The sequence below is a fragment of the Pseudomonas entomophila L48 genome (assembly GCF_000026105.1).
Taxonomy (GTDB): domain Bacteria; phylum Pseudomonadota; class Gammaproteobacteria; order Pseudomonadales; family Pseudomonadaceae; genus Aquipseudomonas; species Aquipseudomonas entomophila.
Genome location: NC_008027.1, coordinates 3,260,326 through 3,284,933 on the forward strand (window position 1 = coordinate 3,260,326; position 24,608 = coordinate 3,284,933).

Consider the following 24,608-nt stretch of genomic DNA (forward strand, 5'->3'; position numbering starts at 1 on the left):
CCCTGAACCCATGAACCACTGGATACCGATCGCACCATGGAAATCGAAGATCTCATAGACAACCCGACGCTGCTCGACCTGCTCGCCCGCGTCAAAGAGGACTGCAAAGACAAAGCCTTCAGCGACATCGTCGATGCACAGGGCAACCAATATGTCGACCTGGTCATGGAAGGCGGGGGCATGCTGGGCATTGCCTTGGTGGGCTATACCTATGTCCTCGAACAGGCGGGTATTCGTTTTCTGGGCGTGGGCGGCACCTCGGCCGGCTCGATCAATGCGCTGTTGCTCGCCTCGCTCGACGAGCCGGGGAAACCCAAAGGTGAGAAGTTGCTGGCGGAACTGGCGAACACCAACCTGCGTGACTTTGTCGACGGCGATGCCGATGTGCAGGACTTCATCGAGAGCTGGCTGGGGGGCGCAGGGAAATTCAAGCTGGCCTTCAAGGCCGCGCAAGTCATCGACAATCTGCAGAATGATCTGGGACTGAACCCAGGCACGGCCTTCAGCGTATGGCTAGAGCAGCTAATGGCAAGGGAAGGCGTCCACGATTTCGCCAGCTTGGCGAAACGGATGCAGACCATGCCGGATGGCTTGCGCCTGAGGTCGGGCGTGCCGATCGACAAACCGGTCGAGGCGTTGTTTCGCCTTGCCATCATCGCGACCGATGTCACGACGCAAACCAAAGTCGAGTTCCCACGCATGGCCAGCCTCTACTGGGATGACGTCGACAGTGTCCATCCGGCCATGTTCGCCAGGGCCTCGATGTCGATCCCCTATTTCTTCCACCCGTTGAAGGTCGGAAACATCCCCAGCGACCAGGCGGCAGAAGCACGCTGGCAGGCGTGGGCAGGCTATCACACGGTGGACGAGGGTCGGCTACCGGATGAAGTGCTCTTCATCGACGGAGGGATCATGTCGAATTTCCCCATCGATGTGTTCCATGATTCGAACAAGGTCCCCAACAACCCGACGTTTGGCGTCAAGCTCGGCCTGGACAAACGCCTGAATGACATCAAGGGGCCTTTGAACATGCTGGTCACCCTCTTCAACACCGCACGCAACAGCCGCGACCTCGACTTCATCCAGCGCAACCCCGATTACAGCAAGCTGGTGACCTGGATCCCCACGGAAGGTTTCAATGGCCTCGACTTCAGCATGTCGGACGAAGACAAGATCAGCCTGTTCCTCGAGGGCGCGCGCTGTGCAGCCGAGTTCCTGAGCAACTTCGACTGGCCTGGGTACAAGGCGCTTCGGGCCCGCACCGCGCAGCAAGCCGCCGCCGCAGGGGCATGACTGCCCAACGCGCCCCGGCCAACCTTCAGTGCATCCGCACGTGGTTGGCCGGGGTTGCCTCGGCGCCAATCACCCGGACTACTCCACGGCCTCGAACGGTAACCCCACATAGTTCTCGGCAATGTTCGCCAACCCCGCCGCCGAACTCAGGAAGTACTCGCGGTCAGCCTCCTGCATCTTGCGGTCCCAGTCATCCTGCTGGTCGCCAAAGTCATGCAATAGCTGAGTCATGAACCAGCTGAAGCGCTCCCCCTTCCATACCCGACGCAGGGCCAGGGGTGAGTACTGGGCCAGCAGCTCGGTGCGCCCTTCGCGATACACCTTGACCAGGATCCGGTACAGGTAGTTGACGTCCGAGGCGGCGAGGTTCAGCCCCTTGGCCCCCGTGGGCGGGACGATATGGGCGGCATCGCCGACCAGGAACAGCCGGCCATGCTGCATCGGTTCGACCACCTGGCTGCGCAATGGCGCGATGCTCTTCTCCAGCGCAGGGCCGGTCACCAGGCGCTCTGCCACGTCCTGCGGCAGACGCGCCTTGAGTTCCTCCCAGAAACGCGCATCCGGCCAGTTCTCCACCCGCTCCTCGAGCGGCACCTGCAGGTAATAGCGGCTGCGTGTGTGCGAACGCTGGCTGCACAACACGAAGCCACGGTCATGGTGGGCGTAGATCAGCTCGTGACTGACCGGCGGCGTGTCGGCCAGCAACCCCAGCCAACCGAACGGGTAGACCCGTTCGTACACCTTGAGCACGCCTGGCGGAATGCTCTGCCGGGAGACGCCGTGAAAGCCGTCGCACCCAGCGATGTAGTCGCAGTCGACCCGCTGCGTTCGACCCTCCTTCTCGAAGGTCAGGTACGGCCGCGTCGTGTCGATGTCATGGGGCTGGACCCTGCTGGCCGAGTAGATGATCGGGGCGCCGCTCTGTTCACGGGCCTGCATCAGGTCACGGGTGACCTCGGTCTGGCCGTACACCATGACGCTCTTGCCGCCCGTCAGCGCCTTGAGATCCAGGCGTTGCCGACGGCCAGCCAGCACCAGTTCGACACCTTCATGCACCAGGCCCTCGCGGTCCATGCGCGCTGCCACCCCCGCTTCGCGCAGCAGCTCGACGGTCCCCTGTTCCAGGACCCCTGCGCGAATCCGCCCAAGCACATAGTCCGGCGCCTGGCGTTCGACGATCAAGGTGTCGATACCGGCCTTGTGCAGCAGTTGGCCGAGCAGCAAGCCGGAAGGACCGGCGCCGATGATTGCAACTTGAGTTTTCATTGTTGTTGTCTCTTGCTGTCGATGCCGGCCCTCGCCTGGCATCTGCCATTTGGGTTTCCTCCGCATTTTTAATGGCTTAGCACCTGGAAAAAGTGTGATTTACACTGTAAAAACTGCACTTTTACAAAAAACGTTCGATTAACGAACAGGCTACCCCATGTCGACAGCCCTTCCCGGCGTCCCGCTGTTCCAGCTTTATGGCGAATGCCATAGTCGAGCCGACACCGACCTGCTGCACTGCGAGTCGATTTCCGCGCGCAGTCGCCTGCACCATTGGGAAATCAAGCCGCACCGGCACGCCGAGCTGTTCCAGCTGCTCTATGTGCAACAGGGTGAAGCGCAGGTGGAAATCGAGGGCGCGCACAGCGTCATACGGCAACCGGCCATCCAGGTGGTCCCGCCCCTGACCGTGCATGGCTTTCGCTTCAATGAAGCGATCCAGGGCCATGTGCTGACCTTCGGCATGGCGCTGGTGGCGGAGCTCGAACAGCGCCTCGGCGCGCCATTGAGCGTGCTGGCCGCGCCGGGTTGCTATGCGCTGGGCCAGGCGAGTCGGCGACTGCGCACGCTGGTCGACACCTTGCAGCAGGAATACCAGGGCAACGCCCCGGCGCGCACAGCCATGCTGCAGGCATTGGTCACCACGCTGATGGTGTGGATCAGCCGCCAGCAACCCGACCAACCCCCGCGCAACCGTGGTGAACGTGACCGCCAGTTGCTCAGCCTGTACTTGCGCCAGGTCGAGGCGCATTACCGTGAACACCTGCCTGTCGAGACCTTCGCCACTCGCCTGGGCATCACCAGCCCCCAGCTTAACCAACTGTGCCGTGAACTGACCGGGCAGACCGCGCTGCAGGTCATCCACCAGCGGCTGCTGCTCGAGGCCCGGCGCAACCTGGTGTACACCCGCATGAGCATCGGGCAGCTATCGGACAACCTGGGTTTCAGCGACCCGACCTACTTCGCCCGTTTCTTCAAGCGCCTGAGCGGTCAGACCCCCAACGGCTTCCGGCGCTCGGCGCCCTGCGCATGAGCGCAGGGGTCGCGCAAGCCCGTGTGGTTGCAATTCACGCCGGGCTGTCCCAAGCTCTGCCCTCCCCCACGCCGCAGAACGTCCGATGCCCAGACGCCAGCTCATCTTGATCGCCCTGCTGCTCCTGATCCTGGTGCCAGGCGTGCTCGTCTATTGGTGGCATGCACCGCAACCCTCGCCGCCCAACGTGCCCCCACACAGCTACGCCAAGGCCTTGCGCCAGGCCCATGATGGCCAACCAGGCGCCGCGCGCGTGCTGTACCAGCAACTGCAACGTGACGACCTGGCGCCGATCCGCCGTGCCGCACTGTACGCCGAACTGCCCAACTATCCCTCGCCCCAGGCGCTGAAGCTGGCCCAGCAGGATCTCGAACACGCCGACCCCATGGTCCGCCGAGCCGCTATCGCCAGCATTCGTCGATTGCTGCCTGCGGCCCAGCGCAGCCTGGTGCTCGGGCCACTGTTGGAGGATGACGAGCAAAGTGTGCGCTTCGCCGCGGTCGATGCCCTGCTCGGTCTCGACCCGGATGCCATCGGCCTGTATTTCGGTCCGCTGCAGGATGCGCTGGAACAGTACGAGCAGACACTGGAGCAGCAGCCCGACGATGCTGGCGCGCAGGTTCACCTGGCCAGGCTGTACATGCATGAGCAAGCCTTCGAACCTGCAACCCGAGCCCTGCAACGCAGTCTCGGCCTGGCCCCCGAGGGGTTGGATGCCCTGGCCACCCAGGTGCGCCTGCTCGAGCGTCAAGGCCAGCATGACGCCTCACGCCAGGTGCTGGCCAAGGCCCTGGCCTTGCGCCCGGACTCGGCGTTCCTGCAGTACGAACTGGGGCTGTGGCTCACGCGCCACGAACAACCAGAATATGCCCTGCTGGCACTTGCCAGGGCCGTCGAGTTGGAACCGGACAACAGCGACTACCGCTATACCCTCGCCGTCACCCTGCACCAGCTCGAGCAAATCGATGCTGCGCAAAAGCAACTGGAGGCGGTGCTGAACCACGAACCGGCCAATCGCCGAGCACGAATTCTGCTGATCAAATACTGGAAAGAAACTGGCCAGTTGCAGAACGTCCAGGTACTGCTCGCCGAACTGGAGCGGCAGAACCCGGACGACCCTTACCTGCAGCAAGGCCTGTGAGGTTGAATGCGCGCCCCTGGCTTCACCCCTTCAGAATGCGGTGAACCTGCCCGACCAGGGTCTCCAGGGAAAACGGCTTGAACAGCAGGGCCGTGCCTGGCTCGTCGAGCATGGCCTGCTCCACAGGCTGCTCTGTAAAACCGGTGATGAAAAGGATCTTCTGCTCCGGCCTGATCAGCCGCAACGCCCTGGCGACCTGGCTACCGCTGAAGCCTCCCGGCAAACCGATATCGGTGATCACCAGGTCGAACGGCCCGGCATGACGGAATTGTCCCAATGCGGCGTTGGCGTCGGTCACGTCGCACACCTCGAAGCCGCGCTCCACCAGCACTTCCTTCATCAACGTGCGCAGATTGACTTCATCATCGACCAACAACACCCGCTCGCCCTGCCCCTGCCCAATCTCCAGCGGCAAGGGCTCGGGCAGCGTCCCCTGAAACCTGGGAAACATCAGTACTACCCGGGTACCTTTGTCCTTGGTGGACTCGATCCAGGCCTGCCCCCCCGACTGGCGTACGAAGCCATGGACCATGGGCAAGCCGAGCCCTGCCCCCTGGCCCAGTGGCTTGGTGGTGAAAAACGGTTCGAAAGCGTGCTCCAGGTCCTCTTGCGACATGCCATGGCCGTCATCTTCGACCTGAACCAGCACATAGTCGCCAGCCGGGACCCCGGCCGCCCCTTCAGTGGCGACGACAAGCCGTTCATTGACGGTACGGATCGACAGATTGCCACGGCCCAGGCACGCATCACGCGCATTGGCGCACAGGTGCAGCAGCGCATTGCGCAGTTGGTCAGGGTCGAGCTGGACGGGCCAGGGGGCTGCGTCCAACTGCCACTCCAGGCTCATCTGACCGCCCAGGGCCTGTTGCAGGAAGGGTTGAGCCTCGCGCAGCACACGATTGACATCCATCGCCACGGGGGCAAGTGGCTGGCTGCGGGCAAACGCCAGCAGGTTGTGGGTCAGGCCTATGGCGCGCTGGGCACATTCACGGGCCATCCGCACGTAGCTGTCCAACCGCTCCAGGCGCCCTTGGGAGATACGTCGTTCCAGCAGTTCCAGGCTGCTGCCAACCCCGGACAGCACGTTGTTCATCTCGTGTGCCAGGCCGCCGGCCACGCTGACCACCGACTCCATGCGCTGGCTATCACGCAAGGCCGCCTCGGCAAGGCGCTGGACGGCCTGCCGCTCATGGGTGATATCCCGCCCCACGAGAATCGGGAATTCCTGACCGGGTGTCGCGCTCCACCGAAACGAGCAGTAATGACCTTCACGGTGGCGCATCCGGGCTTCGAAGGCGTTCGTGACAATCCCCTGCTCAAGTGCCATGAGCGCCAGCTGCACCTCGCTGCGATCAGCTGGGTGGAACAGCTCCAGCAAGGGCCCCTCGACCTGCGCTGCCTGCTCCCAGCCCAGCAACCGGGACCAGGCAGGGTTGGCCGTGCGCAAGCGCAGCTCCCCGTCGAGTATCAGCATCACATCCGGAGACAATTGCCAGGTATGTTCAGTATCGGCCAGGTAATGCGCCAGTTGCCCTTCGAAGGACTGCGCCAGATCGCGCCACTCTCGCGTGCTCTGCACGCTCGCCGTAGTGTCGAGCAACGCGTGCAGAAAACCGGCGACTGACCCTTGATCATTGCGGATCGGCGAATAGCAGCAAGTGAACCACGCCTGTGTTTGCTTGCCGCCACGCAATACTGTCAGCGCCGTGTTCTCCACCAGGCTGCCTTGCCCTTCCAGGGCCTTGAACACGACGCCCCCCATGTGGTCCCAGGCGTTGTGCCAAAGCTGGTCGAAGCTGTCACCCTGAGCGGCGCTTTTCTGCCCCAGCAACGCCAGGTAGGCATCGTTGTGGATCACTGTCAGATCCGTCCCCCACACCAGTGCCTTGGGGAAAGGTGACAGCAACAACATGTCGACGGCGATACGCAAGGTCGGTGGCCACTGCGCCACAGGCCCCAGCGGCGTGCGCCCCCAGTCGAAACGGGTAATCGCTTCGCTCATCCGCGCCGCGACCGGGGACGCGGGCGCCAGGTGTATCACCTGGATACCCCCGGGCAGAGACGCTGCATCAGCGGCCAATATCTTCATTCCACAGTTGCGGTTTTTTCTCGATGAACTGCTGCATCAAGGTGCGGCAGGTGTGGTCGTGGCGAACGTCGAGCGCCACGCCTCGGTTTTTGAGCAGTTGCTCTTCGCCCAGGAATGTTTCGTTCTCGCCGATGACCACGCGCTTGATGCCGTAGAGAAGAATCGCGCCACTGCACATGGCACAGGGCGACAAGGTGGTGTATAGCGTCGCCTGCTGGTAGACACTGGCCGGCTGGCGCCCGGCATTTTCCAAGGCGTCCATTTCTCCATGGAGGATGGCGCTGCCCTTCTGCACCCGACGATTATGCCCCCGGCCGATGATCTTGCCGTCGTGCACCAGCACCGAGCCGATGGGGATTCCCCCTTCTTCCAGCCCCTTGCGGGCTTCGTCGATGGCCGCCTGCATGAATGCGGAGGTGTCCTGTTCCATGGTATCGCCCCGAGCTGTGTCTGATGTGCAGCAGCCTAGCACAGCGTCGGGCCACCATGGCGCCTTGCCAATCGACAGCTATGCTCAATAGGCTTTTCTTTCGCCGGTTAATGATTCTCACTGGGCTCAACGGGCATGCGAACATGAACAAGAAGATCCTGATCGTGCTGACCAATACCGCCAAGTACCCCGATCTCAAGCGGGCCACAGGGTTGTGGCTGGGTGAGGCCGTGCACTTCGTCGACAAGGTGCAACAGGCCGGCTATACGGTCGACTATGTCAGCCCGGCGGGTGGCTATGTGCCCATCGACCCGCACAGCCTGCAGATGGCACCAGAACTGGACTGGCAGTGGTACAACGACAAGGCCTTCATGAACCGCCTGGGGGCAACCCTTAATCCCGCTCAGGTAAAGGCCGAGACCTACAGTGCGATCTACTATACCGGCGGGCACGGCGTGATCTGGGATTTTCCCAATAGCCAACCATTGCAGGAGCTGGCACGCCGCATTTATGAGCGCGGTGGCGTGGTCGCCTCGGTGTGCCATGGCGCGGTGGGGTTGCTGAACATCAAGCTCAGCGATAACACCCTGCTGCTAAGAGGACGGGCGGTGACGGGTTTCTCCAACACCGAGGAGAAACTGGCCGAACTGGACAACGTGGTGCCCTTCCTGACCGAGAACGAACTCGGCGCACGCGGCGGCGAGTACAGCAAGGCAGATGATCCGTGGGTCCCCTTCGTGGTCGAAGACGACAGGTTGATCACCGGGCAGAACCCGGCCTCTACCGCTGGAGTGGCCGAGGCGGTCCTGCGCTACCTGGGCGCCAGCAAATAGCCAAAAACATCGCGGGGCCAGCCCGCTCCCACACCCTGAAGGGCGTGAGAGCGGGCTGGCCCCGCGATGGGTATTGCAGGTGAAGCGTCTTACTCGACGTTCAGCACGCCACGGCGTACCTGGTCACGCTCGATCGACTCGAACAGCGCCTTGAAGTTGCCCTCGCCGAAGCCATCGTCGCCCTTGCGCTGGATGAACTCGAAGAACACCGGGCCCAACAAGGTCTCGGAGAAGATCTGCAGCAGCAGGCGCTTGTCACCCGCCTCGGACGCGCCATCCAGCAGGATGCCACGGCTCTTGAGCTGGTCGACCGGCTCGCCATGGCCCGGCAGGCGCTCCTCGAGCATCTCGTAGTAGGTTTGCGGCGGCGGGGTCATGAAGCGCATGCCAAAGCCCTTGAGCGCATCCCAGGTCTTGAGCAGGTCGTCGGTGAGGAAGGCCACGTGCTGGATGCCTTCGCCGTTGAACTGCATCAGGAACTCTTCGATCTGCCCCGAGCCCTTCGACGATTCCTCGTTGAGCGGGATGCGGATCATGCCGTCCGGCGCGGTCATGGCGCGGGAGGTCAGGCCGGTGTACTCGCCCTTGATGTCGAAGTAACGGATCTCGCGGAAGTTGAACAGCTTCTCGTAGAAGCCCGCCCAGTACGACATGCGCCCGCGATAGACGTTGTGGGTCAGGTGGTCGATGATCTTCAGGCCGGCTCCGACCGGGTTACGGTCGACGCCTTCGATGAACTTGAAGTCGATGTCGTAGATCGAGCTGCCTTCCTCATAGCGGTCGATCAGGTACAGCGGCGCGCCACCGATACCCTTGATCGCCGGCAGGCGCAGCTCCATCGGGCCGGTTTCGATTTCCACCGGCTGCGCGCCCAGTTCCAGGGCACGAGCGTAGGCTTCGTGGGCGTTACGCACGCGGAAGGCCATGCCACACACCGACGGGCCGTGCTCGGCGGCGAAGTACGAGGCGATGCCCGGTTCGTTGTTCAGGATCAGGTTGATGCCACCCTGGCGATACAGGTGCACATCCTTGGAGCGGTGGGTCGCCACCTTGGTGAAACCGAGCATCTGGAACACCGGTTCCAGCACGCCAGGGGTCGGCGAGGCGAGCTCGATGAATTCGAAGCCTTCCAGGCCCATCGGGTTGTCGAAGATATCTGCCATTTCTATGTCCTCATCTGCAGCGAAAAACGATTGATCAGTTGCTTTCGATGTAGAACTGGCGTGGTGGTGAACACGGTATCCCGCGCACGCTGCGGGCGAGGAAGTCACCAATGATCAGCTTGAACCCATGGTATGTCATATGGACCCATTCTCGGCGGGTTTGATTCCCCGGGGAGCGGAGAACCTTATTCTTGTATTCGTAACCGGATTCTATAGTGCGTAAATCGGTTTGTCGCGCTTTAGTTCGCAGGGCCGCGCGACAAGCGGCTATCCTCTGCATAAATCACGTCCGTCCGTCCGAAGGTCCCCCGCGCATGCCCCTGACACCTAAACGCCCTGCCCGCTGGAGCTGGCGCATGTTGCTACCCTGGTGCGTGGGCGTGCTGCCGCTGCTGTGCGGGGTGGCGGTGATGCGCTGGCAGACCGAGCGCGAGCTACAGGCCAGCAGCGCGGCTACCGCCCGTGAAGTGGTAAAACACCTCGAGACTGTGCTCGACAGCCTCTCCATCGCCGCCCGTCACCTGCTGCCGAAGGCCGGCCAACCCTGCCAGGACGCGCAACTGGCGCTACGCATCGAGGTAACCCGCAACGCCTTCGTGCGCTCCACCAACCTGTTCGAACGCGACACGCTGTATTGCTCCTCCCTGTTCGGCGATTTCGACGAGCCAGTGGACGCCAGTGACTACACCGGCGGGCAACTGTGGCTGATGGACGGCAACTCGGTCACGCCTGGCCAGCCGCTACTGGCCTACCGCGTCAGCGAGGGTGACCGCGGCGCCATCACCACGGTGGATGGCAATCATCTGCTCACCGCCTTGCGCTTGATCGGCGAGGACGAAGAACTGCAGGTGCAGGTGGGCAACCACTGGATGGGCCGGGACGGCTTGGTACGCAACGGCACCCCGCCCGTCGCGGCCAGTGCGGCGGTAACCTTCTCCTCGACCCGCTACCCGATCAGCGTGCATGGCGGCTATGGGCCGGCCAAGCCAGGCGAACTGATGCGTTCACGCTACCCGGCCCTGCTCAGCCTGCTGCTGGTGCTGGGGATACTGGCCGGCGCCACCTGCCGCTGGCAGATCCGCCGCGCCTCCTCGCCCCGCGCCGAACTGCACCGGGCACTGGAGGCCGGCGAGTTCCTGCCCTACTTCCAGCCGGTGGTGCGCAAGGGCGACTACCACTGGGCCGGCGTCGAAGTGCTGATGCGCTGGCAACATCCGCGCGAAGGCCTGGTGCGCCCCGACCTGTTCATCCCCTACGCCGAGCACAGCGGGCAGATCGTCGCCATGACCCGCAGCCTGATGCTCAACACCGCGCAGGCCCTGGCCCCACACGCCGAGCTGCTGGAGGACGGGTTCCACATCGGCATCAACATCACCGCCGACCATTGCCGCGACCTGGGCCTGCTCGACGACTGCCAGACCTTCCTCCAGCACTTCCCGCCCGGGCGCGTGGTGCTGACCCTGGAGCTGACCGAGCGCAAGCTGATCGAGCCGACCCCCGTCACCCTGGAATTGTTCGAAAAGCTTCACGCGATGGGGGTGATGATCGCCCTCGACGACTTCGGCACCGGCCAGTCCAGCCTCAATTACCTGCGCCAGTTCAAGGTCGACTACCTGAAGATCGACCAGAGCTTCGTTGCCATGATCGGTGGCGATGCGCTCTCCCAGCACATCCTCGACACCATCATCGAACTGTCCGCCAAGCTGGGGCTGGGCATCGTCGCCGAAGGGGTCGAGACCGACATCCAGCGCGATTACCTGGCCCGCCACGGCGTGGACTTCCAGCAGGGCTACCTGTTCGCCCGGCCGATGCCGATCGCCGAGCTGCTCCTGGCCCTGGCCGCGCGCCCCGGCGGCCCGAGGTTGCCGCAAGGCGCGGCCCCTGAGATCATGCGCGGCTGATCCCACCGCTCACTTCCCGTTTTCGAGGCATTCGTGTCAAAAGGCATTGTTTCGTCGGTCATGGCGTCCTGTCTGTTCGCCGTGATGTACTTCTATACCTCCTTCCTCACGCCCCTGGACGGTGAAGAGATCTTCGGCTGGCGAACCTTGCTGACCCTGCCCTGCCTTACCTTGTTCATGCTCGTTTCCAAGGACTGGAAGCGCGTCGGCGAGCTGCTGGGGCGTGTCCGACGCACGCCGCTCCTGCTGCTGGGCATGGTCGGCACTTCCTGGCTGATGGGCGTGCAGCTATGGCTGTTCCTTTGGGCGCCGTTGCACGGGCGCAGCCTGGAAGTTTCGATGGGCTATTTCCTGCTGCCGCTGGCCATGGTCCTGACCGGGCGGCTGGTGTATGGCGAGCGCCTGTCACGCCTGCAGAAAGTGGCGGTGAGCTGCGCGGCCCTGGGCGTGGGCCACGAGCTGTACCAGCATGGCAGCTTCGCCTGGGAGACGCTGCTGGTGATGATCGGCTACCCGATCTATTTCGTCCTGCGCCGCCGCTGCCGCACCGACCACCTCGGTGGCCTGTGGTGCGACATGTGCCTGCTGCTGCCCTGGGCCCTGTACTTCGTGATCCAGGGCCCGCTGTCGGCGGCCGACCTTGCCGAACACCCCGGCCTGTACGGGCTGATCCCAATGCTCGGGGCGATCAGTGCCTGCGCCCTGATCGCCTACGTGCTGGCCAGCCGCCTGTTGCCGTTCAGCCTGTTCGGCCTGCTCAGCTACGTCGAGCCGGTGCTGCTGGTGGGTGTCGCCCTGCTGCTGGGCGAGACCATCGGCCCGGACCAGTGGCTCACCTACCTGCCGATCTGGGCCGCCGTGCTGGTGCTGGTGCTCGAAGGTTTCAAGCACCTGCTGCGCCAGCGTCGGCGCTCGGTGTAAGGCGCACCTGGCGCACCCGCCGCTCCTCCACCGCGACCACGGTCAGGGTCCAGCCGTTCCAGGCCAGCCGGTCGCCGACCACCGGCAAGCGATCCAGCAAGCTCATCACCAGGCCCGCGAGGGTCTGGTAGTCCTCGGTGGCGCGGGCGGCGAAGCCTGTCCGTGCCTGGATCTGGGCCAGGTTGAGGGCGCCACTGACCACGAAGCCGCCGTCCTCCTCGACCACGCCCGGCCCCTCGACCTCGCTGGCATCCGGCAGCTCGCCGGCAATCGACTCGAGGATGTCGGTCATGGTCAGCACGCCGGTGAAATCACCGAACTCGTTGACCACGAAAGCGATGTGCGTGGACTGCCCGCGCATCTGCTCCAGGGCGTTGAGGATACTGAAGCTCTCCAGCAGGTTGAGCGGTGCCCGCGCCAGGCTTTCCAGGTCCGGCTGATTGCCGGCCAGCAGTTCCCTGAGCAGCTCTTTCTTGTGCACGAAGCCCAGCGGCTCTTCGACCCGGCCATCGCGGATCAGCGGCAGGCGCGAGTACGACGAGTTGACCAGCACCTGGGTGATGGCCTCGGCGGGCTGCGACAGGTCGACCATGTCGACCTTGGCGCGCACGGTCATCAGCGTGCGGATCGGCCGCTCGGCCAGGTTCAGCACGCCACTGATCATCACCCGCTCGCGGCGGTCGAAGACCACCTGCTCGTCGCCACCGTCCACCAGGTCGGCGATTTCCTCGCCCAGCTCGTCGGCTTCCACCCGGCGCCCGCCCATCAGGCGCAACACGGCATGGGCGGTGCGCTCACGCAGCGGCCGGTGCTGCTGCAGGCTGCGCTTGCGGCGGGCACGGGCCAGTTGGTTGAACAGTTCGATCAGCAGCGAGAAGCCGATGGCCGCGTACAGGTAGCCTTTCGGGATATGGAAGCCCAGGCCCTCGGCGGTCAGGCTGAAGCCGATCATCATCAGGAAGCCCAGGCACAGCATGATCACCGTCGGGTGGGCGTTGACGAAGCGGGTCAGCGGCTTGCTGGCGACGATCATGATGCCGATGGAGAAGATCACCGCGATCATCATCACCGACAGCTGTTCGACCATGCCCACCGCGGTGATCACCGCATCCAGCGAGAACACCGCGTCGAGCACCACGATCTGCGCCACGATCGGCCAGAACGCGGCATGGCGCGTCACGCCACCGGACTGGGCGACATGCCCTTCCAGGCGCTCGTGCAGCTCCATGGTGGCCTTGAACAACAGGAACACGCCACCGAACAGCATGATCAGGTCACGGCCGGAGAAGGTCTTGCCGAAGATGTCGATCAACGGCGCGGTCAGGGTCACCATCCACGAGATGCTGGCCAGCAAGCCCAGGCGCATGATCAGCGCCAGGGACAGGCCGATCACCCGCGCGCGGTCGCGCTGATGCGGCGGCAGCTTGTCCGCCAGGATGGCAATGAACACCAGGTTGTCGATACCCAGCACCAGCTCGAGGACGATCAGCGTCAACAGGCCCAGCCAGGCCGTGGGGTCGGCTAGCCATTCCATCAGCGGGTACTCACAGGGGATGCGTCACGGGGACGGCGGAAGGTTGGCCGGGACGGCCGGGGACTGGGGGGCTCCGCGAAGGTGCTCATATAGACCTTGTTCGAAAAATGGGATGTCGATCCTACAATCGAAGCAGATTTTTCCGATAGCGCGAAACTATTACAAAAGCTGTAACAACCCTGGGTACGCTGAACCCTGTAGGAGCGGCTTCAGCCGCGATGCAGGCGACGCGGGCTGCCACCCGCTGCGCGGGTGATCGCGGCTAAAGCCGCTCCTACAGAGGTCGTGCCAGATCATCGAGAACCGGCCTCCCGGCAGAGCAAGGATGCTCCCGCGTCAAATCACCGCTACAATGCCCGCCTTACCGTGACAGCCCGACCTATAACGACATGTCCCTTCCAAAGAACCACCTGGAACTGCTCAGCCCTGCCCGTGACGTGAGCATCGCCCGCGAGGCGATCCTGCACGGCGCTGATGCCATCTACATCGGCGGCCCGAGCTTCGGCGCGCGCCACAACGCCTGCAACGACGTCAGCGATATCGCCGAGCTGGTGGAATTCGCCCGCCGCTACCACGCGCGCGTGTTCACCACCATCAACACCATCCTCCACGACAACGAATTGGAGCCCGCGCGCAAGCTGATCCACCAGCTGTACGACGCCGGTGTCGACGCGCTGATCGTCCAGGACCTGGGGGTGATGGAGCTGGATATCCCGCCCATCGAGCTGCACGCCAGCACCCAGACCGACATCCGCACCCTGGAGCGCGCCAGGTTCCTCGACCAGGCCGGTTTCTCGCAGCTGGTGCTGGCCCGCGAGCTGAACCTGCAGCAGATCCGCGCCATCGCCGCCGAAACCGACGCGGCCATCGAGTTCTTCATCCACGGCGCGCTGTGCGTGGCCTTCTCCGGCCAGTGCAACATCTCCCACGCCCAGACCGGGCGCAGCGCCAACCGCGGCGACTGCTCCCAGGCCTGCCGCCTGCCGTACACCCTCAAGGACGACCAGGGCCGCGTGGTGGCCTTCGAGAAACACCTGCTGTCGATGAAGGACAACAACCAGACCGCCAACCTGCGCGACCTGGTCGATGCCGGCGTGCGCTCGTTCAAGATCGAGGGCCGCTACAAGGATGTGGGCTATGTGAAGAACATCACCGCCCACTACCGCAAGGAGCTCGACGCGATTCTCGAAGACCGCCCGGCGCTGGCCCGTGCCTCCAGCGGGCGCACCGAGCACTTCTTCGTGCCGGACCCGGACAAGACCTTCCACCGCGGCAGCACCGACTACTTCGTCAGTGATCGCAAGATCGACATCGGCGCCTTCGACTCCCCCACTTTCACCGGCCTGCCGGTGGGCGTGGTCGAGAAAGTCGGCAAGCGCGACCTGCTGGTAGCCACCGATGTGCCGCTGACCAACGGTGACGGCCTCAACGTGCTGGTCAAGCGCGAAGTGGTCGGCTTCCGCGCCAACATCGCCGAGCTCAAGAGCGAGTCCGAGGAAGACGGCCAGAAGCGCTACCGCTACCGCGTCGAGCCCAACGAGATGCCCGAGGGCCTGCACAAGCTGCGCCCCAACCACCCGTTGTCGCGCAACCTCGACCATAACTGGCAGCAAGCCCTGCAGCGCACCTCCGCCGAGCGCCGCGTCGGTGTCGAGTGGCATGCGGTACTGCGTGAACAGCGCCTGATGCTCACCCTCAGCAGTGAAGAGGGAGTCAGTGTGCAAGTGGCCCTCGATGGGCCATTCGGTGCCGCCAACAAGCCACAGCAGGCGTTGGACCAACTGCACGACCTGCTTGGCCAGCTGGGCACCACGATGTACCACGCCACGGCCATCGAGCTCGACGCGCCGCAGGCCTACTTCATCCCCAACTCGCAGCTCAAGGCATTGCGCCGCGAAGCCATCGAGGCGCTGACCGAAGCGCGGGTCAAGGCGCACCCGCGTGGCGGGCGCAAGGCCGAGACCACGCCGCCGCCGGTGTACCCCGAGTCGCACCTGTCGTTCCTGGCCAACGTCTACAACCAGAAGGCCCGCGACTTCTACCACCGCCATGGCGTGCAGCTGATCGACGCGGCCTACGAGGCCCACGAAGAACATGGCGAAGTGCCAGTGATGATCACCAAGCACTGCCTGCGCTTCTCCTTCAACCTGTGCCCCAAGCAGGCCAAGGGCGTCACCGGCGTGCGTACCAAGGTCGCGCCGATGCAGCTGATCCAGGGCGACGAGGTGCTGACCCTGAAGTTCGACTGCAAGCCGTGCGAGATGCATGTAGTCGGCAAGATGAAGGGCCATATCATCGACCTGCCGCCCCCAGGTAGCGCGGCGGTGGCACAGGTGGTCGGGCATATCAGCCCGGAAGACCTGCTCAAGACCATCCCCCGCGCCCCTCACTAAGCGGGTTGCCCCCTCTGTAGGAGCCGGCTTGCCGGCGAACACCGGCGCAGCCGGTGCCAGACACCGCGTTGTCCGGTTCGCCGGCAAGCCGGCTCCTACAGGTCAATAGAATTAAGAATGGCTCATATGAGCTAATTTCGTCTCATATGTTATAGTCCACGATCTTTCGTCAACCTTCGCCCGCCATCGGAACCTGCGGGCGATCATCGACTCGAGGTCATTCATGCGTAGATCCCTCCAAGAAGAACGCCTGCTCAAGGCGCTGGCCCACGCCATCGTGATCCAGCCGCGCGCCACCCTCAAGGAACTGGCGGAAACCGCCGGCGTCAGCAAGGCCACCCTGCACCGCTTCTGCGGCACCCGTGAAAACCTGGTGAACCTGCTCGAAGACCACGGCGAGCACGTGCTCAACCTGGTCATCCAGGAGGCCGACCTGGAACGCGCCGAACCCCTGGACGCCCTGCGCCACCTGATCGCCGAACACCTCAAGCATCGTGAAATGCTGGTGTTCCTGATGTTCCAGTACCGCCCCGACACGCTGCTCGGCAACGCCGAAGACCGCCGTTGGGAGGCCTACACCCAGGCCATGGATGCGTTCTTCCTGCGCGCCCAGCAGATGGGCGTGCTGCGTATCGACATCAGCGCGGCGGTGTTCACCGAGATGTTCATGACCATGATCTACGGCATGGTCGACGCCGAGCGCCGCGGGCGCGCGGCCAGCGCCAACACCGCCCAGGCGCTGGAGCAACTGTTCCTGAACGGGGCGCGTACGCCTGCCTGAACGTCAGGCCAGCTGTGCCACGATCACCTCGGCGAGCGCCCGCACCCGCCGTGGCTGCACCCGGGTCGGCGGGTAGACGATCTGCAGCGCGATCTCGCCCGCGCCATAGGCCGCCAGCACTTCCACCAACCGGCCGCTGTCCAGGTCGGCCTGCACATCGCGGATCGACTTCAGGCACAGGCCATGCCCGGCCAACGCCCAGCGGCGCACCTGCTCGCCATTGTTGGCCACCCGCCGCCCGCTGACCCGCACGGGGTACGCTTTGCCCTCCAGGCGAAATGGCCAGGTGCGTTCGGCATGGATGCCAAAGCGCATCACAATGCAGTCGTGGCCCGCTAGCTCATCGGGATGGGCCGGAATGCCATGGCGTTGCAGGTACTCCGGCGCGGCACACACCACCCTGCGGTTGTTCCCCAGCGCCCGCGCGCGCAACGAGCTATCGGCCAGGGTGCCGTAGCGAATGGCGAAATCGATGCCCTGCCCCACCAGGTCGATGTAGCCGTCGGTAAGGTCGAGGTCGATGGCCACCTGCGGGTGGTCCGCCAGGAACCGGTCAAGGATCGGCGCGATGACGTTCTGCCCCAGGTCGACCGGCGCGCTCAGGCGGATCAACCCGGCGATGTTCTCGCTGCCATGCCGGATACGCCCCTCCAACTCGTCGGCCTCCGCCAGCAGGCGCCGCGCGCCATCGGCCAATACGCGGCCTTCATCGGTGAGGTTGAGCGAACGCGTGGTACGGGTGAGCAGCGCCACGCCGTAATGGGCCTCCAGGGCCGCCAGGCGTTCGGACACCGTCGCCGGCGACAGCCCCCGTTCACGGCCTGCGGCCGACAGGCTGCCTTTCTCGATGATGGCCAGGAACAGCGCCAGGTTATCCAGCATGGTCTTCGATTTTTCCGAAATATGTATTTGGTTATCGCCTGATTATTGGCGATTTCACCACTAATTACACTGGCGCCTCCCAAACCCACACCATCGGGAGACCATCGATGACCAGCAGAAGAGACTTCGTCAAAGGCACCCTCGTCGGCGGCATCGCCGCAGCGGCCGCAGGCGCGGTGCTGACCAGTGGCGCCGCCACGTCACCGCGCAACAGCCCCGCCCCGGCGGGCGGTGGCGGGCCGTTCTGGCCCAACGGCGCGCAACTGGTGATCTCGATCTCGTTGCAGTTCGAGTCGGGCAGCCAGCCCGCCCACGCCGAAAGCCCGTTCCCGCCACTGGACGCACGCTACCCGGACACCATTGCCCCCAGCTGGTACCGCTATGGCCCGCAGGAAGGCGTGCCACGCCTGCTCGACCTGTTCGACCGGCATGGCATCAAGGTCACCTCGCACATGGTCGGCAAGGCCGTCGAAGCCTACCCGGAGCTTGCCGCCGAAGTGGTGCGTCGCGGCCACGAAGCCGCGGCCCATGGCTTGTACTGGGCACCGCAATACAGCCTGACGCCCGCCGAGGAACGCCGTCACTACGAACAGGCCTCGGCCATCGTCGAACGGGTGACCGGCCAGCGCCCGGTGGGCTTCAACGCGTTCTGGATGCGCCACTCCCGGGACACCCTGAACATCCTCCAGGACCTGGGCTTCCTGTACCACATCGACGACCTGTCGCGGGACGAACCGTCGATTACCCCGGTGCGCGGCAAACCCTTCGTCGTGGTGCCCTACACCCTGCGCAACAACGATATCGGCCGCATCGCCGGTTCCACCGCGATGACCGGCGCCGCCCTGCTGCAGGAGCTCAAGGACGAGTTCGACGTGCTGTATGCCGAAGGCCGCCAACGGCGCCGGCTGATGTCGCTGTCGGCCCACGACCGCATCGGCGGCACGCCAACCGTGGCGCGCGCCCTCGACCAGTTCATCGCCTACGCCAAATCCCATCCAGGCGTGGCCTTCCTGCGCAAGGACGAGATCGCCCGTTGGACCCTGGCCCAGGGCAATGCGCCGCTCAACCCGGCCAGGGTCTTCGATTGATTGAACTCAGTGGGCAGCCAGCCCGGCCTGCTGCAGGAAGGTCAGGTTGTCTTCCAGGTGCCAGTCCTCGGCAATGCGGCCATCGGCAATGCGATAGATGTCCATCGCGATGAAGTCGATGGCTTCGCCCTGCCCCTGGCGCTCGCCCAGCTTGCCGGTGAAATGCCCGGTAAAGCGCAGGGCCGCGGTAACCCGGTCACCGGCGACAATCATCTGCAGCACCTCGCAGCGCAGGTCCGGCACCGCCCCACGGAAGGACTTCGAGGCTTTCAGCGGACCTTCGACACCCTGCGGCCGTCCCGCCGGCAGGGTGTTGTCGCGAAAGTCCACGGCCAGCGCGGCGCGGGCCAGGGCTTCGTCGCCGGTGTTCCAGAACGTGTCGTAGCGCCGGGCGGCGAGGATCTGCTGCTCAAGCTGGGCCTTGGGCAGGCTGTGGTCGACCACCAACACGGCTGGCGCAACCAGTTCGCCGGCATTGGCCAGGTTTGCCGTCGCAGCCAATGCCAGGGCGGTCAACCAACGGCCGGCACGCAGCCCCGAAGCCTTGGATTCGGTGTTCATGTTCATTTCCTTAATGTGTCGTCAGAGAAGGCATGGCGCGGCCGCGAACCATGCAGACAAGCCTATCCAGTCGGCGCCAAGCCCTCAAGAAGGCACTTTTCACTCACCTGGTCACCCTGGAGTAACCCCCGTATGGCCCACTACCGGGAATGCCCCGCCTACGACGTATTCGCCCCCGCCTGCCCCGCGCGGTTGCTGCTCGACCGCCTGGCGGACAAATGGGCACTGCTGCTGATCGACCGCCTCAGCGCCGGTGAACGCATCCGCTTCAACCAACTGCGCCGGGACATGGCCGGGATCTCGCAGAAAATGCTGGCGCAAACCCTGAAGCGCCTGGAGCGCGATGGGCTGATCGAACGTGAAGTACATCCCACCGTGCCGCCCACGGTCGAGTACGCGCTGACCGAACTGGGCGCGACCCTGGGCGACACGGTCGAGCGCCTGGCACGCTGGGCGGAGGCGAACATGCCCGCGATACAGCTGGCCCAGCAGCAATACGACCGCCAGGCTGCGCGTCACCTTGATTGACTCGCCCGCGCATAAATGCTCAGATGCGCCCCTTGTTTCAGGTGTCCCTGGCCGCCGTGCCAGGGGTTAAACGGGAAGCCGGTGCCTCGCTCCACGCGAGAAGTCCGGCGCTGCCCCCGCAACGGTAAGCGAGCAAGGCATTCGACAGACCACTGTGCCGCCGGCATGGGAAGGTGGATGCCCGCCCCTCTCGCAAGCCCGGAGACCGGCCTGCAACCTCTGTTTGGCAACTCCCGCGGTGGGCGGGCGCGTGCCGGTCTTGGGGCGGCCCGCTGCCTGCAATGCCTTCATGCGTCCACCTCGCCGGGCTTCACTTTCTCGCTACGGGCGCGTTTGCATGTCTTCACCCCTCCTGCGCATCGAGCGCCTGCACTGGTCACCGGCTGCCGGCGAGCCGCGCCTGCTCGACGATGTCACGCTCGAAGTGCGCCCCGGCGAGTTCGTCGGCCTGATCGGCCCCAACGGCAGCGGCAAGACCAGCCTGCTGCGCTGCGCCTACCGCTTCAACCGCCCGCAGGCCGGGCGTGTGCTGCTCGATGGCGAGGATGTCTGGCAACGCCCGCCGCGCTGGGTGGCCCAGCGTATCGCGGTGATGCTGCAGGAGTTCCCCGAGGACTTCGGCCTCAGTGTGCGCGACGTCGTCGCCATGGGCCGCACGCCGCACTTGGGCTGGCTCGATGGCGATGGCGACCCGGCGCCCATCGACGCCGCCTTGCGCCAGTTGGGCCTGGAAGACCGCGCCGAGCAAGGCTTCGCCCACCTGTCCGGCGGCGAAAAGCAGCGCGTGCTGCTGGCCCGGGCCCTGGCCCAGCAACCGCGCCTGCTGGTGCTGGACGAGCCGACCAACCACCTTGACCCACGTTACCAGCTGGCGCTGCTGCAGCACCTGCGCGGCACCGGCCTGGGCCTGCTGGCAAGCTTCCACGACCTGAACCTGGCCGCCGCCTTCTGCGACCGCCTGTACGTCATCGAGCAAGGCCGCATCAAAGCCGGCGGCACACCCGCCGAGGTGCTGACCGAGCAGTGCCTGGCCGAGGTCTTCGGCACCCGCGCCCTGGTCGACCGCCACCCCCTGGCCCATCACCCGCGCATCACCTGGATCAGCCCCGCATGAAGCGATCGCTACTTACCCTGCTCGCCGCCCTGCCCCTTATGGCGGCGGCCAGCGACTACCCCGTGAATGTGCGCAGCTGCGACCGCACGGTGACCTTCCAGCAGTCACCGCAACGGGCGGTCAGCCACGACATCAACCTGACCGGCATGCTCCTGGCCCTCGGCCTGCGCGAGCGGATGATCGGCTACAGCGGCATCAGCGGCTGGAAGACCCTCGACCCTACCTTGAGCCAGGCGTTGACGGGCCTGCCGGAACTGGCGCCACGCTACCCATCGGTGGAGAACCTGCTGGACGTGGACGCCGACTTCCTGTTCGCCGGCTGGGGCTATGGCATGGAGGTTGGCGGGACACTCACCCCGCAGCGCCTGGCATCGTTCGGTATCCCGGTGTACGAGCTGAGCGAGTCGTGCTCGCGGATCATGCCCCGGCACCCGGCGAGCCTTGACGACCTCTACACCGACCTCGACAACCTCGGGCGCATCTTCGACGTGGCCCCACGGGCACAAGCGCTGATTACCGAGCTGCGCCAGCGTGTCGCCGGGGTTGCCAAGACCCTCGCCAACGTCCATGAGCGCCCCAAGGTGTTCCTCTACGACAGCGGCGAAGACCGCCCCACCACTTCCGGCAGCCTGGGCATGCCCCAGGCGCTGATCGCGGCGGCCGGTGGCGACAACGTGATGGCCGACGTGCAGGCCAGCTGGACCGAGGTCAGTTGGGAAAGCGTCGTCGAGCGCGACCCCGAGGTCATCGCGATCGTCGACTATGGGCCGACCACCTGGCAGCAGAAGCGCGACTTCCTGCTCCAGCTCCCGGCACTGGCCGACGTCAAAGCCATCCGCGAGCGCCGCTTCGTGGTGCTGTCCTACCTGCAGGTGACGCCCTCGGTGGACAACGCCGATGCCATCGAACGGCTGGCCGGCGCCTTGCACCCGCAACTGTTCGCGCAGGCACGGCCGTGATGCCGCTGCGCAGCCCCTCGGCCTACCGGCTGCTGCTCGTCGGGCTGGTGGCCGCCCTGCTGCTGTCCTGCCTGGTTTCGCTCGGTTTCGGCGCGGCCCAGGTGCCGCTGGCCAACGTGCTGGACATCGCCCTGAAACAGGCAGGGCTCGCCGACGCTGGCGGCTTCAGCCGTGGCCAGGAGCAGATCGTCTGGCAGATCCGCGCGCCACGGGTGCTGCTTGGCGCGCTGGTGGGCGCCGGGCTGGCCATGGTAGGCGCCGCCTTGCAGGCGGTGACGCGCAATCCGCTGGCCGACCCGCATTTGCTGGGGGTCAGCTCCGGGGCCGTGCTCGGCGCCGTGCTGGTGGTGCTGTTCCTCGGCCCCTTCGCCGGCGTGCTGAGCCTGCCGCTGGCGGCGTTCCTCGGCGCCCTGGGCTGCATGCTGCTGGTGCTGGGCGTGGCCAGCCGCCGTGGCCGCCTGGACAGCGAACGGCTGCTGCTGGCCGGCGTGGCGGTGTCGTTCGTGGTGATGGCGCTGGCCAACCTGTTGCTCTACACCGGCGACCCCCATGCCGCCAGTTCGGTGATGTTCTGGATGCTCGGCGGCCTGGGCCTGGCGCAGTGGTCGCTGCTGTGGCTGCCGGCCCTGGCGGTGCTCGCCGGGTTCCTCCTGCTGATGAGCCTGGCCCGGGCGCTCAATGCCCTGATGAGCGGCGAGCAGACCGCCGTGAGCCTGGGCTTCGACACCCGCCGCGTGCGCGCCCAGGTGTTCGTCGGCACCGCGCTGCTCACCGGGGTGCTGGTGTCGCTGTCCGGCGCCATCGGCTTCGTCGGCCTGATGCTGCCGCACATGGCCCGGCGCCTGGTCGGTGCCGAGCATCGCCGGCTGCTGCCGACCTGCGCGTTACTGGGGGCGCTGTTCATGGTCTGGGTCGACATGGGCGCGCGCACTTTGATCGCCCCTCAGGACCTGCCGATCGGCATCGCCACGGCGGCCATCGGCGGGCTGTTCTTCATCGCGCTGCTGCGCCGTCGCGGCTAGGCTCGGGCGTCACCCCTCGCAGCCCGCGCAGCGCCGCGCGCAGCTCGGCGGGGCGCACCGGCTTGGCCAGCACCGCGATGCCCCGCGCCTGCAACGCCGCCTGCAACCGGTCGATATCGTGCCCGGTCATGATCAACGCCGGCACCGCCCAGCCGCGCTGGGCGCGCAGGTAGTCGATGCAATCGATGCCGGTGGCCTTCGGCCCAAGGTCGTAGTCGGCGACGATCACGTCACAGTCACTGGCCAGCCCCTCGGCCGAATCATGCGCCTGCACCGCGCAGCCCCAACGCTGCAACAGCGCGCAGGTGGCCTGCAGGACATTGTGGTCATCCTCCACCAGGCACACGCGCAAGCCGGTGAGCAACCCCGCCTGCAAAGCCGGGTCGATGGCCGGCTTCGGCACTTGCGCCACAGCCCTGGGTAAGCCACTCAGGCAAACGGTGGTGCCGTGGCCAGGCCGTGAACGCAGGCTCACCGTCATCCCCATCAGGCGGCCCAGGCGCTGGACGATGGACAGCCCCAGGCCGACGCCCTCGACGTCCTTGTCGCGGTCCTCGCGCACCCGGTAGAACTCCTCGAACACCTTGCCCTGGTGCTCCTCTGCGATTCCCCGGCCCTGGTCGCAGATAACGATGGCCAGCCCCTCGCCACTGGGCCGTACCCCCACCAGCAACGGCCGACCGGCGGCGTACTTGAAGCTGTTGGACAGCACGTTCTGCACCATGGTCGCCAGCATCCCCGGGTCGGCGCGGGTCCAGTGCCGGCTGGCCACCTGGCGCATCTCCACCCCCGCCCAGCGCGCCGCCTCGGCGTTCTGGCGCAGCAGCTCGCGCAAGAAGCCATCTACCGCAAACGTCTCGAACTTTGGTTGCACCCGGCCGTTGTCCAGCGTGTAGAGGTCGAGGATCGAGCGGAACAGCTGCGAGACGTTGAGCAGCGAGCGGTCGATGCTGTCCACCAGACGCCGCTCTTCGTCGCCCAGGCGCGCCTCGCGCAGGCAGGCGGTGAACAGACCGATGGAGTGGATCGGCTGGCGCAGGTCATGGCTGGCCTGGGCCAGGAAGCGGGATTTCTCGCGGGTGGCGGCCTCGGCCAGGGCCGTGGCCTTGCGCGTGCGCTCCAGCAGCAGGTGGGCGTAGAACGGGATCAGCGTGCTGGTGGTCAGCAGCATCGGCAGCAGGAACGGCTGCTGCTGCCAGTAGGGCGTGAACCACCACACCGCCACCAGCGCGCCCAGGGCCAGCACGGTGGCGATGGCCAGGTAGCGCGAGCCGAAGCGCATGCCGTTGCCCAGGTTGATCCACACCATCACCGCATACAACGGCAATGCGGTCTCGCCACCGACCACCAAACCGAAACAGGTGCCGGTGTAGTCGCCCAGCATGCCGAAGATCCGCCGCGCCGGGTAATGCCCGGGCCAGCGCTTGATGGCCTGGCGCATGGCGACCGAGACCACCACGAAGGCCGCGTAGTAGAGCAGTACCGGCAGGTAGGTGGCGAGCGAGCGGCCCGGCAGGAAGCCCAGCAGGGCCACGTAGCTGATTGCGCATGAGGCGACGATGATGCGCAGGTTGGCCTGGTCCAGTTCGTTGTTCTTCTCGAACTTCATGGGTAACGTCCTTGTGCGCCAGTCGGCATCTTCGCGAACAGCCGGGGGAAACGGCGGTCCAACCCTG

Annotated in this window: 21 protein-coding genes and 1 riboswitch; of the genes, 13 read left to right on the forward strand and 8 right to left on the reverse strand. The window is 65.3% G+C overall.

The window, feature by feature from the left end; translation table 11 throughout:
- Positions 1 to 36: 36 nt before the first annotated feature.
- Positions 37 to 1,293: a patatin-like phospholipase family protein gene (locus tag PSEEN_RS14110; protein WP_011534205.1), complete on the forward strand. Its 1,257-nt coding sequence runs from the start codon at positions 37 to 39 to the stop codon at positions 1,291 to 1,293.
- Positions 1,294 to 1,371: 78 nt separating this feature from the next.
- On the opposite strand, the gene pobA is transcribed toward PSEEN_RS14110, so the two are convergent.
- Entirely contained in the window at positions 1,372 to 2,559 is a 1,188-nt protein-coding gene (gene pobA, locus PSEEN_RS14115) for a 4-hydroxybenzoate 3-monooxygenase (protein WP_011534206.1), read from the reverse strand.
- A 157-nt stretch (positions 2,560 to 2,716) separates the two neighbouring features.
- Here pobA and PSEEN_RS14120 point away from each other — a divergent pair, with 157 nt between their 5' ends.
- Together PSEEN_RS14120 and PSEEN_RS14125 are read left to right on the forward strand one after the other, a co-directional pair.
- Positions 2,717 to 3,592, forward strand: coding sequence for a helix-turn-helix domain-containing protein (locus PSEEN_RS14120; RefSeq protein WP_011534207.1), 876 nt, complete (start codon positions 2,717 to 2,719; stop codon positions 3,590 to 3,592).
- An 85-nt stretch (positions 3,593 to 3,677) separates the two neighbouring features.
- On the forward strand, positions 3,678 to 4,733 hold the full coding sequence (locus tag PSEEN_RS14125) for a tetratricopeptide repeat protein (RefSeq protein ID WP_011534208.1): 1,056 nt from the start codon (positions 3,678 to 3,680) through the stop codon (positions 4,731 to 4,733).
- Positions 4,734 to 4,755: 22 nt separating this feature from the next.
- On the opposite strand, the gene PSEEN_RS14130 is transcribed toward PSEEN_RS14125, so the two are convergent.
- Positions 4,756 to 6,735: a hybrid sensor histidine kinase/response regulator gene (locus tag PSEEN_RS14130; protein ID WP_011534209.1), complete on the reverse strand. Its 1,980-nt coding sequence runs from the start codon at positions 6,733 to 6,735 to the stop codon at positions 4,756 to 4,758.
- A 67-nt stretch (positions 6,736 to 6,802) separates the two neighbouring features.
- Positions 6,803 to 7,252: a nucleoside deaminase gene (locus PSEEN_RS14135; RefSeq protein WP_044488171.1), complete on the reverse strand. Its 450-nt coding sequence runs from the start codon at positions 7,250 to 7,252 to the stop codon at positions 6,803 to 6,805.
- A gap of 143 nt (positions 7,253 to 7,395) precedes the next feature.
- On the opposite strand from PSEEN_RS14135, the gene PSEEN_RS14140 reads away from it, so the two are divergent.
- Positions 7,396 to 8,085, forward strand: coding sequence for a type 1 glutamine amidotransferase domain-containing protein (locus PSEEN_RS14140; RefSeq protein WP_011534211.1), 690 nt, complete (start codon positions 7,396 to 7,398; stop codon positions 8,083 to 8,085).
- Positions 8,086 to 8,174: 89 nt separating this feature from the next.
- On the opposite strand, the gene hppD is transcribed toward PSEEN_RS14140, so the two are convergent.
- Positions 8,175 to 9,248 (reverse strand): 4-hydroxyphenylpyruvate dioxygenase, encoded by a 1,074-nt coding sequence (gene hppD / locus PSEEN_RS14145; RefSeq protein WP_011534212.1) that lies wholly within the window; start codon positions 9,246 to 9,248, stop codon positions 8,175 to 8,177.
- Positions 9,249 to 9,562: 314 nt separating this feature from the next.
- Here hppD and PSEEN_RS14150 point away from each other — a divergent pair, with 314 nt between their 5' ends.
- Both PSEEN_RS14150 and rarD read left to right on the forward strand, forming a co-directional pair.
- Positions 9,563 to 11,149: an EAL domain-containing protein gene (locus tag PSEEN_RS14150; protein WP_044488177.1), complete on the forward strand. Its 1,587-nt coding sequence runs from the start codon at positions 9,563 to 9,565 to the stop codon at positions 11,147 to 11,149.
- Between the two features lie 33 nt (positions 11,150 to 11,182).
- Positions 11,183 to 12,070: an EamA family transporter RarD gene (gene rarD / locus PSEEN_RS14155; protein ID WP_011534215.1), complete on the forward strand. Its 888-nt coding sequence runs from the start codon at positions 11,183 to 11,185 to the stop codon at positions 12,068 to 12,070.
- Here the strand turns inward: rarD and PSEEN_RS14160 are convergent.
- Complete coding sequence (locus PSEEN_RS14160; protein WP_011534216.1) at positions 12,033 to 13,604, reverse strand: TerC family protein; 1,572 nt, start codon at positions 13,602 to 13,604, stop codon at positions 12,033 to 12,035. The genes rarD and PSEEN_RS14160 overlap by 38 nt on opposite strands.
- Positions 13,605 to 13,993: 389 nt before the next feature.
- On the opposite strand from PSEEN_RS14160, the gene PSEEN_RS14165 reads away from it, so the two are divergent.
- Together PSEEN_RS14165 and PSEEN_RS14170 are read left to right on the forward strand one after the other, a co-directional pair.
- On the forward strand, positions 13,994 to 15,997 hold the full coding sequence (locus PSEEN_RS14165; RefSeq protein WP_011534217.1) for a peptidase U32 family protein: 2,004 nt from the start codon (positions 13,994 to 13,996) through the stop codon (positions 15,995 to 15,997).
- Between the two features lie 223 nt (positions 15,998 to 16,220).
- Positions 16,221 to 16,778 carry a TetR/AcrR family transcriptional regulator gene (locus PSEEN_RS14170; protein ID WP_011534218.1) on the forward strand — a complete coding sequence of 186 codons (558 nt, stop codon included), beginning with the start codon at positions 16,221 to 16,223 and terminating at the stop codon, positions 16,776 to 16,778.
- Positions 16,779 to 16,781: 3 nt separating this feature from the next.
- On the opposite strand, the gene PSEEN_RS14175 is transcribed toward PSEEN_RS14170, so the two are convergent.
- Entirely contained in the window at positions 16,782 to 17,660 is an 879-nt protein-coding gene (locus PSEEN_RS14175) for a LysR family transcriptional regulator (RefSeq protein WP_011534219.1), read from the reverse strand.
- Positions 17,661 to 17,767: 107 nt separating this feature from the next.
- Here PSEEN_RS14175 and PSEEN_RS14180 point away from each other — a divergent pair, with 107 nt between their 5' ends.
- Positions 17,768 to 18,748, forward strand: coding sequence for a polysaccharide deacetylase family protein (locus PSEEN_RS14180; protein ID WP_011534220.1), 981 nt, complete (start codon positions 17,768 to 17,770; stop codon positions 18,746 to 18,748).
- Between the two features lie 6 nt (positions 18,749 to 18,754).
- Here PSEEN_RS14180 and PSEEN_RS14185 read toward each other — a convergent pair whose 3' ends face one another.
- Positions 18,755 to 19,309 (reverse strand): ester cyclase, encoded by a 555-nt coding sequence (locus PSEEN_RS14185; RefSeq protein ID WP_011534221.1) that lies wholly within the window; start codon positions 19,307 to 19,309, stop codon positions 18,755 to 18,757.
- A gap of 132 nt (positions 19,310 to 19,441) precedes the next feature.
- Here PSEEN_RS14185 and PSEEN_RS14190 point away from each other — a divergent pair, with 132 nt between their 5' ends.
- The 4 genes from PSEEN_RS14190 to PSEEN_RS14205 all read left to right on the forward strand — a co-directional run bounded on the left by PSEEN_RS14190 (position 19,442) and on the right by PSEEN_RS14205 (position 22,932).
- A complete protein-coding gene (locus tag PSEEN_RS14190) occupies positions 19,442 to 19,837 on the forward strand; it encodes a winged helix-turn-helix transcriptional regulator (RefSeq protein ID WP_011534222.1) in 396 nt (131 codons plus the stop codon).
- A gap of 22 nt (positions 19,838 to 19,859) precedes the next feature.
- Positions 19,860 to 20,065: riboswitch (cobalamin riboswitch) on the forward strand.
- A gap of 109 nt (positions 20,066 to 20,174) precedes the next feature.
- Complete coding sequence (locus tag PSEEN_RS14195; protein WP_011534223.1) at positions 20,175 to 20,951, forward strand: ABC transporter ATP-binding protein; 777 nt, start codon at positions 20,175 to 20,177, stop codon at positions 20,949 to 20,951.
- A complete protein-coding gene (locus tag PSEEN_RS14200; protein ID WP_011534224.1) occupies positions 20,948 to 21,910 on the forward strand; it encodes an ABC transporter substrate-binding protein in 963 nt (320 codons plus the stop codon). The genes PSEEN_RS14195 and PSEEN_RS14200 overlap by 4 nt, the downstream gene beginning before the upstream one ends.
- A complete protein-coding gene (locus PSEEN_RS14205; protein WP_011534225.1) occupies positions 21,910 to 22,932 on the forward strand; it encodes a FecCD family ABC transporter permease in 1,023 nt (340 codons plus the stop codon). The genes PSEEN_RS14200 and PSEEN_RS14205 overlap by 1 nt, the downstream gene beginning before the upstream one ends.
- On the opposite strand, the gene PSEEN_RS14210 is transcribed toward PSEEN_RS14205, so the two are convergent.
- Entirely contained in the window at positions 22,904 to 24,541 is a 1,638-nt protein-coding gene (locus tag PSEEN_RS14210; RefSeq protein ID WP_011534226.1) for an ATP-binding response regulator, read from the reverse strand. The two genes, PSEEN_RS14205 and PSEEN_RS14210, sit on opposite strands and share 29 nt — an antisense overlap.
- Positions 24,542 to 24,608 lie beyond the last annotated feature (67 nt).